The sequence below is a fragment of the Ascidiimonas aurantiaca genome (assembly GCF_037646345.1).
In the GTDB taxonomy this organism is placed as follows: Bacteria; Bacteroidota; Bacteroidia; order Flavobacteriales; family Flavobacteriaceae; genus Ascidiimonas; species Ascidiimonas aurantiaca.
The window spans coordinates 74,637-89,881 of the sequence record NZ_JBBEWR010000003.1 but is presented as its reverse complement, the minus strand read 5'-3'; the positions used below and the strand labels follow the sequence as shown (position 1 = coordinate 89,881).

Sequence of the window (15,245 nt, the reverse complement as noted above, 5' to 3'; positions counted from 1 at the left end):
ATATATCCTGTTGCCTTCGGGAACACCACAGGCATCCAATCAGTTTACCATCACAACCCCGGGATCCTACTCTTTCAGGGTCAATGACCTTACCACAGGATGTTTTGATATTCAAACCTATGACATCCTGCCATTTGACCTGATGACCGTAAGTGCCGCCCTGGTAAACGATGTTACCTGTTTTGGAAATAGTGACGGAGTACTCAACCTTACTACCGCCAATTACACCGGACCCTATGATTACTTCGTGATCGATAACGGAGGGGCCACCGTAGCCTCAGGAAACGGTACCGCGCCGCAAACCATTCCTGTTTCTGGACTTGCAGCAGGTATCTATACCGTAAGAGTCGTACAAACAGGCGTGCCTTTCTGTGAAGAAACTACCAATGTGGTAACCATCTCTTCACCCGATGCTCCCGTAGCCGTAAGCGCTACCGCTACCCTGGCCAATTGTAATACAGGGGCCATCATTACCGTAACAGGTTCCGGTGGGAACGGTACCTATGAGTACTCAGTAGTACCGCAGGGGAACCCTCCGGGTACCTTTAGCACCGATACTTCCTATGAAGTAAATCCGGCTACTTATCCCGCTACCTATACTGTACACGTTAGAGATGCTGCCGCTGTTAGCTGTACCAGCTCGGTAGATATCTCCGTAAATACCGATCCGCTGCCAACTGTTACACTGCCCGCATTTGCCGATAACCAGTGTACATCTAACGGTACCAGCTACACCTTTACCGCTACAGGTACAGGAGTAGCTCCCCTGGAATACAGTATCGACGGTGTAAGCTTCCAAAGCTCGCCCACATTTACCGTATCAGCCGATGGTACCTATACCGTAACCATTCGAGATGCCAACGGTTGTATCGATACCGATACCATTATCATATTCCCGCCGTTAGACGTTACCGTAAGTGTAGATGCACAACCTTCGTGTATCAATACTGATGGTAGTATAACCGCAACGGGTAGTGGTGGTTCCGGTAATCCGGCAAACTACCAATATACCTTACTCGACAATCTCAGCAATCCCGTGGCTACCGGAAGCGGTGCTTCCTTTACCTTTACCGGTTTAACCGGAGGTATTGCCTATACCGTAGTATTTGAAGATACTACTGTAGGTTCACCTCAATGTAGTACGCAGGATGCTATTACCCTTGAAATTGCCACACCGGTAACCTTACTGGCTACCGATGTTACTAATATTAGTTGTAACGGTGCCGCAGACGGATCCATTACTGTGAATCTGGCACCGCTACCGGACAATGACAATCCTCCATACACCTTTACTATAGACAATGGAGTAGATCCTGCCATTACCCAAAACACTAACACATTTACCGGTCTTAATCCCGGTACCTATACCATCACAGTAACTTCTAACCGTAATTGTGTGGGGACTGATACCGTTACTATTTTTGAGCCTTCAGTACTGGATGCCACTATTACTAATGTAACCGACTTTAGTTGTGATCCTACAAATGGTGTAGTGGAAGCCTCTATAGAAGTAACCGTGACTTCGGGAACCGGAACTGCACCTTACTCGTATAGTGTAAACGGAGGTGCCTTTATTTCCTTTACCGGAAATGTTTTTGTATATACAGTTACGCAGCCAGGCTCTTATGATTTTGTGATACGTGACGATAACGGATGTACATTTACGATCCCAACACAAGTGGTCGATCCGTTACCGCAAATTACCACCGTAGATGTCATTCGAAATACGGCAGCAGCCAATAACGGTGCTATTTCCTGCGATACTCCCGAAGAAGTGATCGTAACCGTAACAGGAGGATCTGGTGATTATACCTTCGATCTTTTACCTGTAGGCGGTCCGGCCGGTACCGATGTTCAGGATACCGCTTCAGGAGATTTCGATGCCAATTATCAGCTTACTACTATCGGAACGTACGTATTCCGTGTATTTGACGATGTAACCGGATGTTATTTTGACAGCGATCCTTACACCGTGGCTCCGTTTGACGATATTCGTGTAGTAGCCACTGCAACCACCCCGGTGAGTTGTTTCGGTTTCAGCGATGGTGAAATGACCCTTGAAATATTTGATTATACGGGTAGTTACAATTACATCGTGTTTGACGACAGTGGAACCAATATACGATCAGGAAGCGGAAACACTACCGTAACCAATCCGATCACTATTGATATGTTACCGGGAGGCAACCTCTATGTAGCTGTTGAAGCTCTGGATGCACCTTTCTGTGATGAAAATTCTAATGTAATTACCATCATATCTCCCGATCGGGCCCTGGATGTAACCATAACACCTACCGCCAATGTAACCTGTTCAAACGATCAGGGAGCCATTCTTATTGAAGGTGACGGCGGATGGGCTCCTTATGATATTGTTCTGGTAAATACTACTACCGGACAAAATTATACAGCCAATGACGTAAACTCATTTGAGTTTAGCGGCTTATCTGAAGGTTCCTATACCATTACCGTGACTGATGACAGAGGCTGTATTTTCAACGATACCGAAACACTGACGCAACCGGCTGATATTACAGCTACCGCCGTACAGGCCGATCCTATTATTTGTGAAGGAGAGATCACGGCCAGTATTGTGGTAACTGCTATCGGCGGACGACCCGATGTTGACCCCGCAGGTGTGTATCGTTATATTCTCAATACACTAGATGCCGGCGGAAACATTGTTTCCTCATCTGCAGCCCAGCTCAACAATGTCTTTACAGACCTTAGAGCCGGCAGATACTCTGTAACCGTAATAGACGGATGGAGCTGTGATACTACCACACTTCCGGTAGAGATATCACAACCTACGGCCGTAATAGCCTCTCTGATACAGGTTACCGCACCTACCTGTCTTACTGAGGGAAGTATTGAACTATTTGCTACAGGAGGTGTTGGCCCCTATAGCTATAGTGCCGACGGGATTAACTTCATCGGTAATTTTACCGGCAGCATCGTGCTACCCGCTCCTCCGGCTACGTATCAATACTATGTAAGGGACAGCAACAACTGTATTTCTGATATTTCTAATGAAGTATCTGTAGATGCCGTACCTGTACTTACCCTTTCTCAGGAATTGGTGACCGATATAAACTGTAATGGTGAATCTACCGGTATTATACGAATTGCCGCTTCAGGAGGTCTGGGTAACTATGAGTTTACCATATATAGATTACCTGATCTCATAACTCCTTACAGACCCATGCAAACTGATAACACCTTTACCGGATTACCGGCGGGTACCTATCAAATACGCGTAGATAGTGACGATTGCAGTGAAACTATTAGTGTACCTATACAGGAAGGAGTACCGCTTACGGCTCGTCAGCCCGTAGTAAGTAATCCGTTATGTACAGAAGACCTGGGTAGTATAAGTATAGAACTTCAGGGAGGTACCGGCGTATATCAATATGCGATTTCACCCAATCTTAACGAGTTCCAGTCAGAGAATATGTTTACTGATCTCACACCCGGAATGTACACCATAATTGCTCAGGATTCCAATGGTTGCAGACCGTTTGTTTTCCAGCGTGAGATCATAGCACCTCAACCGCTGGCAGGAGTTATTCAGGATGTATCTTCAGAGGTATGCCAGGGTGATAATGACGGTTTTGTAGAAGTTACCATTACCGGCGGTACCGCGCCATATTCTACCAAACTGATATCCAACAATCCGGATCTGGCCGATATGCCGTTTGAACTTAATAAGGTAAGGTATGACGGACTTGCCGGTGGTTATACCTATGTAGTACTGGTAGAAGATGCCAATGGTTGTGAAAGCCAGATCGTAGCAGAATTACAGGACGGTGTGATAATTGACCCTCAGGCAACCTTAGAGACCTTGTGTGACAACAATTTGCCAACTACAAACGTTATGATAACTGTGAACCCCAATGTTACCAATGACGTGATTTACTTCCTGGACGGAGATACCAACGGACAGTTAGACGGCGGCTTTGAGAATCTTTCTCCCGGCCCGCATACAGTGGTTATACAACATGCTAACGGTTGTAATGACAGTGTATCGTTTACCGTTCCAGATATACCACTACTGGATATTACCGCCGTACAGGGAAATATTAATCAGATTGTAGCTACCGCCACCGGAGGCGTAGAAGACTATGAATATTACTTCAATGATATTTTTAACGGTAATGACAACACCTTTATCGTAAATGAGACCGGCACCTATACCGTACGGGTGGTAGATGCCAATGGCTGTGAAGCCGAAACAGAAATATTCATGGAGTTTATAGACATATTCATTCCTAATTTCTTTACTCCGGACGGTGATGGAAACAACGATACGTGGAGCCCCAAAAACACCGAATCGTTTCCTGATATTATTACACGTATTTACGATCGCTACGGGCGTCAGCTTGCTGAATTAAGACAAGGCGAATCCTGGCTGGGTACCTATAACGGTAACCCGTTGCCTTCCGGTGATTACTGGTACGTTGTAAAACTCAATGCCGATTTTGACGGCAGAGAATTTGTTGGAAACTTTACCTTATACCGATAAACTTATGCTACCTATGAAAAAAATACTGAAGGCCCTCATGGTAAGCTGTCTTGTAAGCTCTGGCGTATTTGCGCAAGAGCTTACACTGCCTACCTTTACACAGTATTTAGCAGATAACCCTTTTGTTATCTCACCTACCTACGCCGGTATAGGCGATCATGTAAAAGTGCGTCTTAACGGGCTCACCCAATGGGTAGGTATAAAAGATGCCCCTGATACTCAAACCCTTGCAGCAGATGTACGACTGGGAAACCGGTCTGGTGTTGGTGCCTTGTTTTTTAACGATAAAAATGGAAATACGCGGCAATACGGCGCACGCCTTTCATTTGCACACCACCTTACCATAGACCCTTATGACGATCATTTCCTGTCTATGGGAATATCATACAACTTTAACCAGTTTCGTATAGATATTGGAGAATTTGACCCTACTATTCCCGATCCTTCAGTAACCAATAACCGCTCTACCACTAACCATAATTTTGATGTAGGCATATTATACCGGTTAAAAGGGTTTTATTTAAGCCTTAATGCCTCTAACCTTTTAAATAAAGACCTTGATATATTTGCTATTTCAGAGCCTAACCGTTTGCGTAATTATTACCTCTATACCGGTTATAAATGGAGAAGGAGCCGAAACAGTGATTTTGAAATAGAACCTTCCGTATTTTTTCAATGGTTTGAAAGTGACGGGCGTTCCAGTACCGATTTTAATCTTAAGTTTCGTATTTATGATTTTGAAGATTATTACTGGGCAGGTATTTCCTATCGTTTTCTAAATGACCAGTTTCTGGACCCGCTTAATGTAGGACCTATGGTTGGACTAAAAAAGAGGAATTTTTACTTTGCCTATTCTTATCAGGCTATTCTTAATGAGCTTATTGGCTTTAACTCAGGAACCCATATGATCACGGTAGGTATGGATCTCTTTCAGGGGGTTAGTAACTGCCGGTGCACCTATTAAAAATACGTTACCGATTTCCCATGGCTATTGCATATTTTTGCAGTACTTATTCAGTAAAGTCATGGGAATTATTAAAGTAAAAAACATTCAAGTGTATGCATATCACGGTTGCCTGATAGAAGAAGGTAAAATAGGAAGTGATTACCGGGTTGATATTCAGGTAGAAGCAAATCTGGGACCTTCGTCTGTAAGTGACCATTTAAAGGATACAGTTGATTATGTGCATATTAATAAAATAGTGAAAGAAGAAATGGCTGTCCGGTCTAAGCTTCTTGAAAGTGTTACGCGCCGCATACTGGAACGTATTTTAAGCGAAATACCTATTACCGTGAATGCTACCGCCGAAGTATCTAAAATAAACCCTCCCATAGGAGGAAATGTAGAAATGGTGACTATTGAAATGTCTTTAAGCAGGCAAAATGGGTAAACTGGCCAATATGTATTTATAATTTTGTAAGATTTCAAAATTATTTGTTAGCTTTGCTCCCGCACTATGGCACCGTGGCCGAGTGGCTAGGCAGAGGTCTGCAAAACCTTTTACAGCAGTTCGAATCTGCTCGGTGCCTCTTCAAAAAAACTTCCCGCTTTGGGAAGTTTTTTTATTTGTGTCTCATATCTTCTATAGCATTTTTGATCTTATCTTTTTCATCCGGGAAAAATCCCTGAATAATAAGAGCAAGACCAAATATCATAAGTATGATACTTATCACTCTTTTTACCTTAAAAATACGGAAAGGGGTAAGTTTATTTCTCAATTGTTTCGCCAGCAGTATTTTAACACAGTCCATTAAAAGATAGACTATAATAATGGTAGCAAAAAAGGTAAATATCCTGGTGGGCTGCATCTCGAGTTTGGGGCCAAATACTATAATAATACCCAGCCAGAAGCCCAGTACGCCAATATTGATAAAGTTCAGTAAAAATCCTTTGAGAAAGAGTGTTAGGTAATTGGTACGGCGCAGGTCAAACACCTGATCTTCCCGTTTTCTTCGCCTGTGATCTTTTAAATTTTTAATAAAGGACACAATTCCGTAAATAAGTAACAAAACCCCGCCAAAAACAAACAGTTTAGGATCATCTTTAAGCCTTTCCAGTATTTTATTGGTACTGAAATACGCTACCAGAATAAAAAAAATGTCGGCTAAAATTACACCGACATCAAAAACAAGGGCTGCTCTAAACCCTTTTATGGCACCCGTTTCCAACAACACGAAAAACACCGGGCCAATGGTGAATGCCAATAACACTCCCCAGGGAAAAGCCGCAAGAATATCGTGAATCATAAAACTGGTGTTTTGGCAAATTTAACAAACAATGTTATTGCTCTATAATTCTTCCTCCCAGAAATTTTTTCTTATCTATCACTTTCGGATCACCGTAAATCCGGATACGGCCACCTGCCCGAACAGATGCCTCTACATACTCGCTCGCGTTTACATATGCATTACCTCCTGCATTTACCACTACTTTGGTCTGTTCTGTTTTCATATCATCACCTTCATAGTTACCTCCGGTATTTACCGAAACATTCTGGTTAATTGCTTTTCCGCTGGCTTCAATAGTTCCGCCGGTCACTGCCTTCACTTCCAAACGTTGTACATCTAGCACCACATCTATCTCTCCGCCTTCCTGTGCCCGCAACTCTACTGCTATTTGCTTAAGAGGTTCTGATAATGAGATATAGGCATTCTCGTTTACATCTATAAGATCGATACGGCCCGAGTAATACACTTTTGCAAATGTTTCAAAGCCGTTAAATATCTTATCTATTTCCATGCGTATCTTTAATGTGCCGTTGTTATTAACGACAGCCACTTTATCCACATCTTCTCCCGAAACAATAATTTTGTTCTCTGAAGCTTTAATGAGTTCTACCGAAATACCATCAAACACTTTAATTTGATCAAACGTACCCAATTCCTGTTCTAAAGTACCCTCCTGTGCAAACAACAGGGGTAAGCTTACTACCCATACTACCAAAGTTCCAAAAAATCTCATAATGTTATTTATTTAAAATTTACTTCTAAAATATACCAAACTCCATGCCGTAAAAAGGCTTATCGTAACATTTAAGGCACGATCTCTTCACTATGTGGTGATTTCTTCCGGTTTGCCTAAAAGATAGAAATCAAGGTGTCTTTTTACCAGATCGGTATTCTTTACTTTTACCAGTACTTCGTCTCCCAACTGGTATATATTTTTTGTATGGGTACCTACCAGCGCATACTGGCTCATATCAAAGGTATATTCATCATCTTTTATTTCTCTTATACGAACCATACCTTCACACTTGTTCTCAATGATCTCAACATAAATACCCCATTCGGTCACACCGGAGATAACACCTAAAAATTCTTCATCAGTATGATCCTGCATAAATTTTATCTGCATATACTTTATAGAATCTCTTTCGGCATTGGCCGCCAGATTTTCCATATCTGAACAATGCCCGCAGCGGTCTTCATATCTCTCCTTCTTTACAGATGAGCCTCCGTCTAAATAGTGCTGAAGCAATCTATGTACCATGACATCGGGATATCTCCTTATGGGTGATGTGAAATGGGTGTAATAATCAAAAGCAAGCCCGTAATGCCCAATATTGTTGGTAGTATATACTGCTTTGCTCATGGACCGTATAGTAAGGGTATCTACCAGGTTTTCTTCTTTTTTACCGTGAACCTCACTTAAAAGCGAGTTAATTGAACTTGTAATGGTTTTTTTGCTTTTCAGGTTGATATTATAACCAAACCTGGAGATCACCCCGTTGAGTAACATGAGCTTTTCTTCATCGGGCTCATCGTGTATTCTGTACACAAAAACGTGTTCTGGTGTGCGTTTACCAATAAATTCGGCTACTTTTCTATTAGCAAGAAGCATAAATTCTTCTATAAGTTTATTGGCATCCTGAGATTCTTTAAAATATACACCTGTAGGGTCATTTTCCTGATTGAGATAAAACCCTACTTCTACTTTATCAAAAGAAATGGCACCGGCTCGCATTCGGCGTGCCCTCATATTTTTGGCCAGCGTATCCATAGTAATTATGGCATTTGCTATTTCGGGCTCTGCTTCGTAAGATTCACCGGTAAGTGACACTTCTTCCGGTATTAGGTTCTCTTTGGTCTCTATAATGGCCTGAGCTTCCTCATAAGCAAACCGGCGATCTGAAAGTATTACCGTTCTACCAAACCATTGAGAGTGTACATGCGCATTCTTGTCAATCTCAAAAATGGCTGAAAAAGTATATTTTTCTTCGTTAGGCCTTAAAGAACATGCCCGGTTTGATAAAATTTCAGGAAGCATAGGTACCACACGATCTACCAGATATACCGAAGTACTGCGATCAAACGCTTCATCATCGAGTATGGAGCCTGGTTTTACATAATGAGAAACATCTGCAATGTGAATACCTATCTCATAGTTACCGTTCTCCAAGACTTTGAAGGAAAGTGCATCATCAAAATCTTTGGCATCACGAGGGTCTATGGTAAATGTGATAGTACCACGCATATCTCTTCTTTTCTGTATTTCTTCTGCATTAATAGAAGTATCCAGCTCATTGGCATATTTTTCTACTTCTTCAGGGAAACGGTACGGCAGCCCATATTCTGCCAGGATCGCGTGCATTTCGGTATCGTGTTCTCCCGGTTTACCCAAAACCTCTACAATGGCACCATTGGGCGATTCGGCATTTTCCGGCCATTCCAGAATATTTACCAAAACTTTATCTCCATCAGAAGCATCTCCTACATGATCTTTGGAAACAAATATATCTGTGTACATACGGGGGTCTTTGGTTACCACAAAAGCGAAGTTCTTTTGCATCTGTACAACCCCTACAAAAGATGTTTTGGACCTGCTAATAACCCTAACAATTTCTCCCTCCGGTTTGCGCCCTTTGCGATGAGGATATACATATACCTCCACTTCATCCATATGTAACGCTTTGTTGAACTTATGGTTTGGAATGAATACGTCTTCTTCCATTTCTTCAGTGATTACATAGGCATTTCCTCTGGAGCCAATATCTATGATACCGGTAAAATGATTTCTGGAAGCTACGGCTTTGTACTTACCGCGACCCGTTTCTTCAATTCTTCTTTTTTCTTTAAGTTGCGTTAACCTCTTGATTAACATATTACGTGTACTGGCATCGGTAATACCCATTTTTGCAGCCAGTTGTTTATAATTAAAAGATTGTGAAGGGTTCTTTTCCAGGATCTGGAAAATTTCCTTTGTAATCTCATTTTTCTTATGATCTTTACTTCTCCTTCTTTGTTTTGACATATAGAATTTATTTCAGGGGTAAAATACGAATTAATACCATCATCGCGTTATTAATAAAAAAAGTTAAAGTTTTATTAAAAAAATTGTAACAAACGTTATTTTCATTCGTCTATTTAAAGTAAAAGGGTTTCTAAATACAAATGAAGCGGGTATATAAGATAATTATCTTTTTTGTTGTCATCTTTTTAATTGGCATACTTTCCTTTATAGGTTATATTAATTACAGCCTTAACAGGACAGAAGAGGTACGCTCTGCAGATGCCGAGAAAACGACTAAACAGACTTCTGCCAATACCAGGATACTTTTTTAGTTTTTCTACCGGAATACAGATACTTACAGAAATATGAAATAGCACTATTTCACAATCAAAAATACTACCTTTTAATGTTCTGACATACGTTTATTTCCTTAAAATCACAGTATGCGGGAAAGAGAGCTACTACGAAAATGTATTTTATTAGAAAAAAGCTACTATACTTTATTATTTATAGTATTTAACCTGCATTTACTGTGTAATTAAAAATTAAGTACCACAAAAAATATTTAAAATACGTATGTTAATAACGGTAGTAAAAGCGGATAGGGATGTAAGCAGCAACTTGTAGAAGGTAGCAGCAGTGTCAATTCAAACAAAACCAGATGTACTGACCCCCGGCGTGCCTACTAAAAAAAATATATATCCAATAGAAAAAATCGCTGTAAAATTACAGCGATTTTTTTGTTCACCCCGAAGTATCAAATTAATTTGATACATTTATAAACAACGATTACTTACTTATTAAAAATATGAAAGATTTCATCGTTGTAGCCGTTTATACGTATCCCTTTGAATATGCTGTTTTAAAAACAGTACTCGAAGAAGAAGAGATACGCTATGTTTTTGAAAATGAAACAATGGTTGCTATTACACCTTTTTACTCTAATGCTTTAGGGGGCATAAAACTAAAAGTGCACAGAGACGATGTAAAAGCAACCATTGCTATCATTAAAGATCTGGACGAAAAAGAATCTCCTTTACGAATTGTTTAACAAACTGCTTTTTAGAGAATTTGTGTGTTAGTTAAGGATAAACTTTTTTGTATATGTACCGACTTCGCTATTAATCTGTAGTACATACACATCGCTAAGCGCATTGTTAAGGTTTATAGCATTTAAACCTTCATCCAAATCTTCGGTTAACACAGCAACACCTTGTAGGTTAAGTATGTGTAATGATGCTTTGCGGTCGCTGCTGATGTTAAGGGTTTTATCTGTACCTACGAAGAAGCTAAATGATCTTTCTACCACATCGTTCTTTTCTGCCTGATCACAATTATCAGAAAACTGAGATCTAAAATCTGTATTCCATCGTCCCAAGAGACTGTTCTCATCTGCATTTACAACTACATCATCTGCAGTTATACATGTAAGTTTATCATTTCCTTCGGAACGAAAAACCTGAATATTTGTATTATGACCATTTCTTATGTTAAGCGAAGTAAGCTCATTGTAAGCAACCAGAATAGAACTTAAATTCTGATTAACTGACAGGTCCATAGAACCAATACGGTTGTACAATACATTTAATTGTCTCAGGTTATTGTTGGTAGTTACATCTATCTCTGTGAGATTGTTATTTGCGGCATTCAAAACCTCTAGCTTTGCACTATTAGCTACCAATAACTGGCTTAGGTTATTGTATTCGCAGTTAACAATTGTTAGTTCGGGGCTATTACTAACATTGAGAAATGACAACTGGTTACCCTGACAATACAATTTACCCAGCTTTTTGTTATTAGAAAGATCAAGCGAAGTTAGATTATTGTCAGCAACAGCCAGAAATGTAAGATTTCTGTTATTGGTTAAATTAATATCGCTGAGTGTATTTTTAAAAGCGTTTAACTTTTCCAGTTTGGGGTTACCGGAAAAATTGGCACTGTTAATTCGGTTGTTGTATAGACTTACTTCCTCAATATTTTGATTAAGACTTAAATCTATTTGACGAATTTTGTTATTATCTGCTATAAGTACCTGAAGGTTAGCAAAAGCTTCAATACCCGAAAGGTCTTCAATAGACTCTCCCGATACATCCAGATAAGTAACCTCCGTAAGGTTGCTTCTGTTTAAAAATCCGTCAGGGCTACCTACATCATAACCTCTTTCTATCAGAGCGCGTTCAAAGTTGGGATCTTTGATCTTGAAATCCTGTGCATTTACCAGTAAACTACTAAATAAAAATGCGAAGTAAAGTTGTCTCATATGTAATCAAATTTGGGGTTTAACGAGAACTAAAGTAAAAAAATATTTTAAAAAAATCGATAAAGTGCACAATTTTTTCGATAAAATACACGTTATAGTAAGTTTACCCTACAAATATGGATTAAGATTTAAGTGTGTGTAAGGACTTTTTAGTAGAAGTAATTAACAATATTTTAATCATAGTAAAGAATATCTTTTTTAAAAATAAAAATTTTAATGGTTATGATAGTATGTTAATAGCAGGGATAAAAAATCTGGATAAAACTTTCATATATGAGTTATAAAAAATTATCAATAACAATTAACAACCATAAGAATATCTAAGAGATTAAAAATGAAATGTTTTAAGTTTTTCTTAACAGTTGTCAACAACCTTAATTAACCACTTATTATTAATAAATAAACTGTGAAATTTTGTTGAAAGTGGCAGAAACCGGTATGGAAAAAAAGAGAAGAAGTTTTAAAAAAATCGTTTGACTAATTCAAAAAAAAATACATATTGAAAAAACCTTTGGTTTCTGCAAACAATTCTTTCCATACTAATACACAAATATGAACAATTTATGTTAGTTTATAATGATCTTAAAATGAACTAATTGTAAAATTAAATTAACATAGGTGCTTTACAGTTGTTCAGAAACTGTTTTTTAACTTTGTTTTATTAGAAAACCACCAAAAAAATATATAATGAAAATAGCAATTGGTAACGACCATGCAGGAACCGAATACAAGTTGGCCATTATTGGCATGCTTAAATCCCGCAATATAGAAATTGATAACTTTGGCACAGATGATATAACCAGTGTTGATTATCCCGATTTTATTCACCCTGTCGCAAAAGCAGTAGATCAAGGTGATACCGATCTAGGTATCATTATATGTGGCAGTGGCAATGGAGCTGCTATTACTGCTAATAAACATAAGGGAGTAAGGGCCGCACTTTGTTGGAATAAAGAACTTACCGAACTCGCGCGGTTACACAATGACGCTAATATTTTAAGCATACCGGCCCGTTTTGTCTCGTTAACACAGGCATTAGATATGGTAAACACTTTTTTAGTAACCAAATTTGAGGGAGGAAGACACCAAAACAGAGTAGAAAAAATTTCCTCTAATTGTTAACTATGGTTCACGAGCATCACCACTCACATGACCATGCCAAATTATCTGGCAAAAATCTCTTTATTTCCATACTGCTTAATATTTTTATTACAGCAGCTCAGATAATTGGAGGTATTGTATCCGGAAGTTTGGCATTGCTCTCAGATGCACTTCATAATTTTAGTGATGTTATTTCCCTTATAATAAGTTATATAGCTAATATTCTTGCCGGTAAAAAAGCTTCTTTAAAACGAACTTTTGGTTATAAACGCGCAGAGATCATAGCAGCTTTTGTAAATGCATCTTCATTGATTATTGTGGCCATACTACTGGTTAAAGAAGCTATAGAAAGATTTATTTCACCTCAGGAAATAGCCTCAGACGTTGTTATATGGCTTTCGGTGATCGCTATTCTTGGAAATGGTTTTAGTGTATTGTTATTGAGAAAGGATGCCAGCAAAAATATGAACATGAAATCGGCCTATCTGCATTTACTTACCGATATGATGGCATCAGTTGCCGTATTTATTGGTGGGCTGTTAATGAAGTTTTATCAAATTTTCTGGATAGATAGTCTATTGACTTTGCTAATAGCCATATACCTCGTTTATGTAGGTTTTGATCTTTTAAAAAACTCGTTACGGGTATTAATGCTTTTTACCCCTGCAGATGTAAAGGTAAAAGATATTGTAAACAGTGTTTGCGAGATCCCGGGTATAAAAAATATGCATCATGTACATATATGGCAATTAAATGAAGAAGAAGTACATCTTGAAGCACATATTGATTTTGAAAAAGATATAAAATTATCTGAGTTTGACAGTGTTTTGGAAAATATAGAGAACCTGCTTCATGAAAAATACCATATAAACCATGTTAATATACAACCTGAATACGGTAAATGTGATGCAAAAGATTTAATTGTTCAGGATTAAAAAGAAAACAATATTCATGTATATCGTTACCAGATTGTTTAAAGAACTCACATTACAACAATTATATGCTGTTTTGCAGTTACGAAGTGAAATTTTTGTAGTAGAACAAAATTGTGTATATCAGGACATAGACGGAAAAGATGAAAAAGCGCTTCATGTACTAGGTTTCAAATCAGACAAACTTGTGGCATATACCCGTATTTTTAAACCGGGAGACTACTTTAATGAAGCTGCTATTGGTAGAGTAGCGGTTAAGCACGACGAAAGAAAACACGGGTATGGTCACGAAATATTAGAAGCATCTGTGGTTGCCATAGAAAGAGAATTTACTACTTCATCCATTCGTTTGTCTGCACAAACCTATCTTATAAACTTCTATAAAATGCACGGTTTTGTTGTAGATGGTGAAGAATATCTGGAAGATGGCATACCACATATTAACATGTGTAAGGCATAGGGAAAACTGTTTTATAGACCTACCTATATTGCAGTTTTCGGTAAAAATACCTCCCAAAAGCCAGGAAATTTATCTGTAGATAGGATGTGGAACGGGAAACTACACATGTAGTCTTCAACAACCTGGAATATCTTCATTTTTGTTATTAGCAAACAAGATCAAAGCAGAAAAAAACCTCAGCATTTTAAAAATGGATATAAACACTGGTAAAATAAAACAAATCATTTTTTTGCCGGAGCCATGTTTTATATCGGTTTTTTCATGATATAATCATCCATAAAAAAGCCTCCCCCTATATCAGCTTTGAGAGTTCCTGATATGGCAAATCCCTGAGATTCGTAAAATTTAATGGCCTTATTATGCCTGTTTACCGTAAGCATTAATGAGGTATTTTTGTGCCGTTGAGCTATTTCACTTATGGCTTTCAAAAGAATTTTTCCAACACCTTTACCCTGGCTTTCCGGGAGAACATATAATTTGTGTATTTTAGTTTCTGGTTTTTGATCGTGGTTTACTTCATAGGCTGCATATCCGTAACGGGTTCCGTTTTCTTCTGCAAGTAAAAATGTATGCCCCTTTTCATTTATTTGTTCTTTAAGCGCTTCTGCACTGTACATAAGTTCCAGCATATAATTTATTTGCTCGGCAGAGATCATTTCTTTAAAAGAATACGGCCAGGTTTTTAATGCAATTTTCCTTATGACCGGTACGTGCGAAATAGATGCTACGATTACTTTCATGAG

General features: G+C 38.8%; 13 protein-coding genes and 1 tRNA gene. 9 read left to right on the top strand and 5 right to left on the bottom strand.

The window, feature by feature from the left end; translation table 11 throughout:
• From WAO84_RS05095 to WAO84_RS05080, 4 genes are all read left to right on the top strand, one after another.
• The coding region (locus WAO84_RS05095; protein WP_340064109.1) for a T9SS type B sorting domain-containing protein at positions 1-4,519 on the top strand (4,519 nt) is incomplete at its 5' end.
• A 13-nt stretch (positions 4,520-4,532) separates the two neighbouring features.
• Positions 4,533-5,483, top strand: a complete 951-nt coding sequence (locus WAO84_RS05090) for a PorP/SprF family type IX secretion system membrane protein (protein ID WP_340064107.1) — start codon at positions 4,533-4,535, stop codon at positions 5,481-5,483.
• A 61-nt stretch (positions 5,484-5,544) separates the two neighbouring features.
• On the top strand, positions 5,545-5,910 hold the full coding sequence (folB, locus tag WAO84_RS05085; protein WP_340064105.1) for a dihydroneopterin aldolase: 366 nt from the start codon (positions 5,545-5,547) through the stop codon (positions 5,908-5,910).
• Positions 5,911-5,978: 68 nt separating this feature from the next.
• Positions 5,979-6,049 (top strand) — tRNA-Cys (locus WAO84_RS05080).
• A 33-nt stretch (positions 6,050-6,082) separates the two neighbouring features.
• Here WAO84_RS05080 and WAO84_RS05075 read toward each other — a convergent pair.
• The 3 genes from WAO84_RS05075 to rnr all read right to left on the bottom strand — a co-directional run bounded on the left by WAO84_RS05075 (position 6,083) and on the right by rnr (position 9,770).
• Positions 6,083-6,766: a LysE family translocator gene (locus WAO84_RS05075; protein WP_340064102.1), complete on the bottom strand. Its 684-nt coding sequence runs from the start codon at positions 6,764-6,766 to the stop codon at positions 6,083-6,085.
• A 34-nt stretch (positions 6,767-6,800) separates the two neighbouring features.
• On the bottom strand, positions 6,801-7,481 hold the full coding sequence (locus tag WAO84_RS05070) for a head GIN domain-containing protein (RefSeq protein WP_340064100.1): 681 nt from the start codon (positions 7,479-7,481) through the stop codon (positions 6,801-6,803).
• Positions 7,482-7,571: 90 nt separating this feature from the next.
• Entirely contained in the window at positions 7,572-9,770 is a 2,199-nt protein-coding gene (rnr, locus tag WAO84_RS05065; RefSeq protein ID WP_340064099.1) for a ribonuclease R, read from the bottom strand.
• 140 nt (positions 9,771-9,910) lie between these two features.
• Here rnr and WAO84_RS05060 point away from each other — a divergent pair, with 140 nt between their 5' ends.
• Both WAO84_RS05060 and WAO84_RS05055 read left to right on the top strand, forming a co-directional pair.
• Positions 9,911-10,081, top strand: coding sequence for a hypothetical protein (locus WAO84_RS05060; RefSeq protein ID WP_340064096.1), 171 nt, complete (start codon positions 9,911-9,913; stop codon positions 10,079-10,081).
• Between the two features lie 476 nt (positions 10,082-10,557).
• Positions 10,558-10,800, top strand: a complete 243-nt coding sequence (locus WAO84_RS05055) for a DUF2007 domain-containing protein (protein WP_340064094.1) — start codon at positions 10,558-10,560, stop codon at positions 10,798-10,800.
• Between the two features lie 27 nt (positions 10,801-10,827).
• On the opposite strand, the gene WAO84_RS05050 is transcribed toward WAO84_RS05055, so the two are convergent.
• Positions 10,828-12,009 (bottom strand): T9SS type A sorting domain-containing protein, encoded by a 1,182-nt coding sequence (locus WAO84_RS05050; RefSeq protein ID WP_340064093.1) that lies wholly within the window; start codon positions 12,007-12,009, stop codon positions 10,828-10,830.
• Between the two features lie 687 nt (positions 12,010-12,696).
• On the opposite strand from WAO84_RS05050, the gene rpiB reads away from it, so the two are divergent.
• Genes rpiB through WAO84_RS05035 form a run of 3 tightly spaced genes read left to right on the top strand, consistent with a single transcriptional unit; the run spans position 12,697 to position 14,502 of the window.
• Complete coding sequence (rpiB, locus tag WAO84_RS05045) at positions 12,697-13,131, top strand: ribose 5-phosphate isomerase B (RefSeq protein WP_340064090.1); 435 nt, start codon at positions 12,697-12,699, stop codon at positions 13,129-13,131.
• A gap of 2 nt (positions 13,132-13,133) precedes the next feature.
• Positions 13,134-14,045 (top strand): cation diffusion facilitator family transporter, encoded by a 912-nt coding sequence (locus WAO84_RS05040; protein ID WP_340064087.1) that lies wholly within the window; start codon positions 13,134-13,136, stop codon positions 14,043-14,045.
• Positions 14,046-14,061: 16 nt separating this feature from the next.
• Entirely contained in the window at positions 14,062-14,502 is a 441-nt protein-coding gene (locus WAO84_RS05035; RefSeq protein ID WP_340064086.1) for a GNAT family N-acetyltransferase, read from the top strand.
• A 245-nt stretch (positions 14,503-14,747) separates the two neighbouring features.
• On the opposite strand, the gene WAO84_RS05030 is transcribed toward WAO84_RS05035, so the two are convergent.
• Entirely contained in the window at positions 14,748-15,242 is a 495-nt protein-coding gene (locus tag WAO84_RS05030; RefSeq protein WP_340064085.1) for a GNAT family N-acetyltransferase, read from the bottom strand.
• Between the last annotated feature and the right edge of the window lie 3 nt (positions 15,243-15,245).

Excerpts from the sequence above, each read along its gene's own strand:
- WAO84_RS05090 (WP_340064107.1), top strand. The coding sequence starts at position 4,533 with ATGAAAAAAATACTGAAGGCCCTCATGGTAAGCTGTCTTGTAAGCTCT.
- folB (WP_340064105.1), top strand. The coding sequence starts at position 5,545 with ATGGGAATTATTAAAGTAAAAAACATTCAAGTGTATGCATATCACGGT.
- WAO84_RS05075 (WP_340064102.1), bottom strand. The coding sequence starts at position 6,766 with ATGATTCACGATATTCTTGCGGCTTTTCCCTGGGGAGTGTTATTGGCA.
- WAO84_RS05070 (WP_340064100.1), bottom strand. The coding sequence starts at position 7,481 with ATGAGATTTTTTGGAACTTTGGTAGTATGGGTAGTAAGCTTACCCCTG.
- rnr (WP_340064099.1), bottom strand. The coding sequence starts at position 9,770 with ATGTCAAAACAAAGAAGGAGAAGTAAAGATCATAAGAAAAATGAGATT.
- WAO84_RS05060 (WP_340064096.1), top strand. The coding sequence starts at position 9,911 with ATGAAGCGGGTATATAAGATAATTATCTTTTTTGTTGTCATCTTTTTA.
- WAO84_RS05055 (WP_340064094.1), top strand. The coding sequence starts at position 10,558 with ATGAAAGATTTCATCGTTGTAGCCGTTTATACGTATCCCTTTGAATAT.
- WAO84_RS05050 (WP_340064093.1), bottom strand. The coding sequence starts at position 12,009 with ATGAGACAACTTTACTTCGCATTTTTATTTAGTAGTTTACTGGTAAAT.
- rpiB (WP_340064090.1), top strand. The coding sequence starts at position 12,697 with ATGAAAATAGCAATTGGTAACGACCATGCAGGAACCGAATACAAGTTG.
- WAO84_RS05040 (WP_340064087.1), top strand. The coding sequence starts at position 13,134 with ATGGTTCACGAGCATCACCACTCACATGACCATGCCAAATTATCTGGC.
- WAO84_RS05035 (WP_340064086.1), top strand. The coding sequence starts at position 14,062 with ATGTATATCGTTACCAGATTGTTTAAAGAACTCACATTACAACAATTA.
- WAO84_RS05030 (WP_340064085.1), bottom strand. The coding sequence starts at position 15,242 with ATGAAAGTAATCGTAGCATCTATTTCGCACGTACCGGTCATAAGGAAA.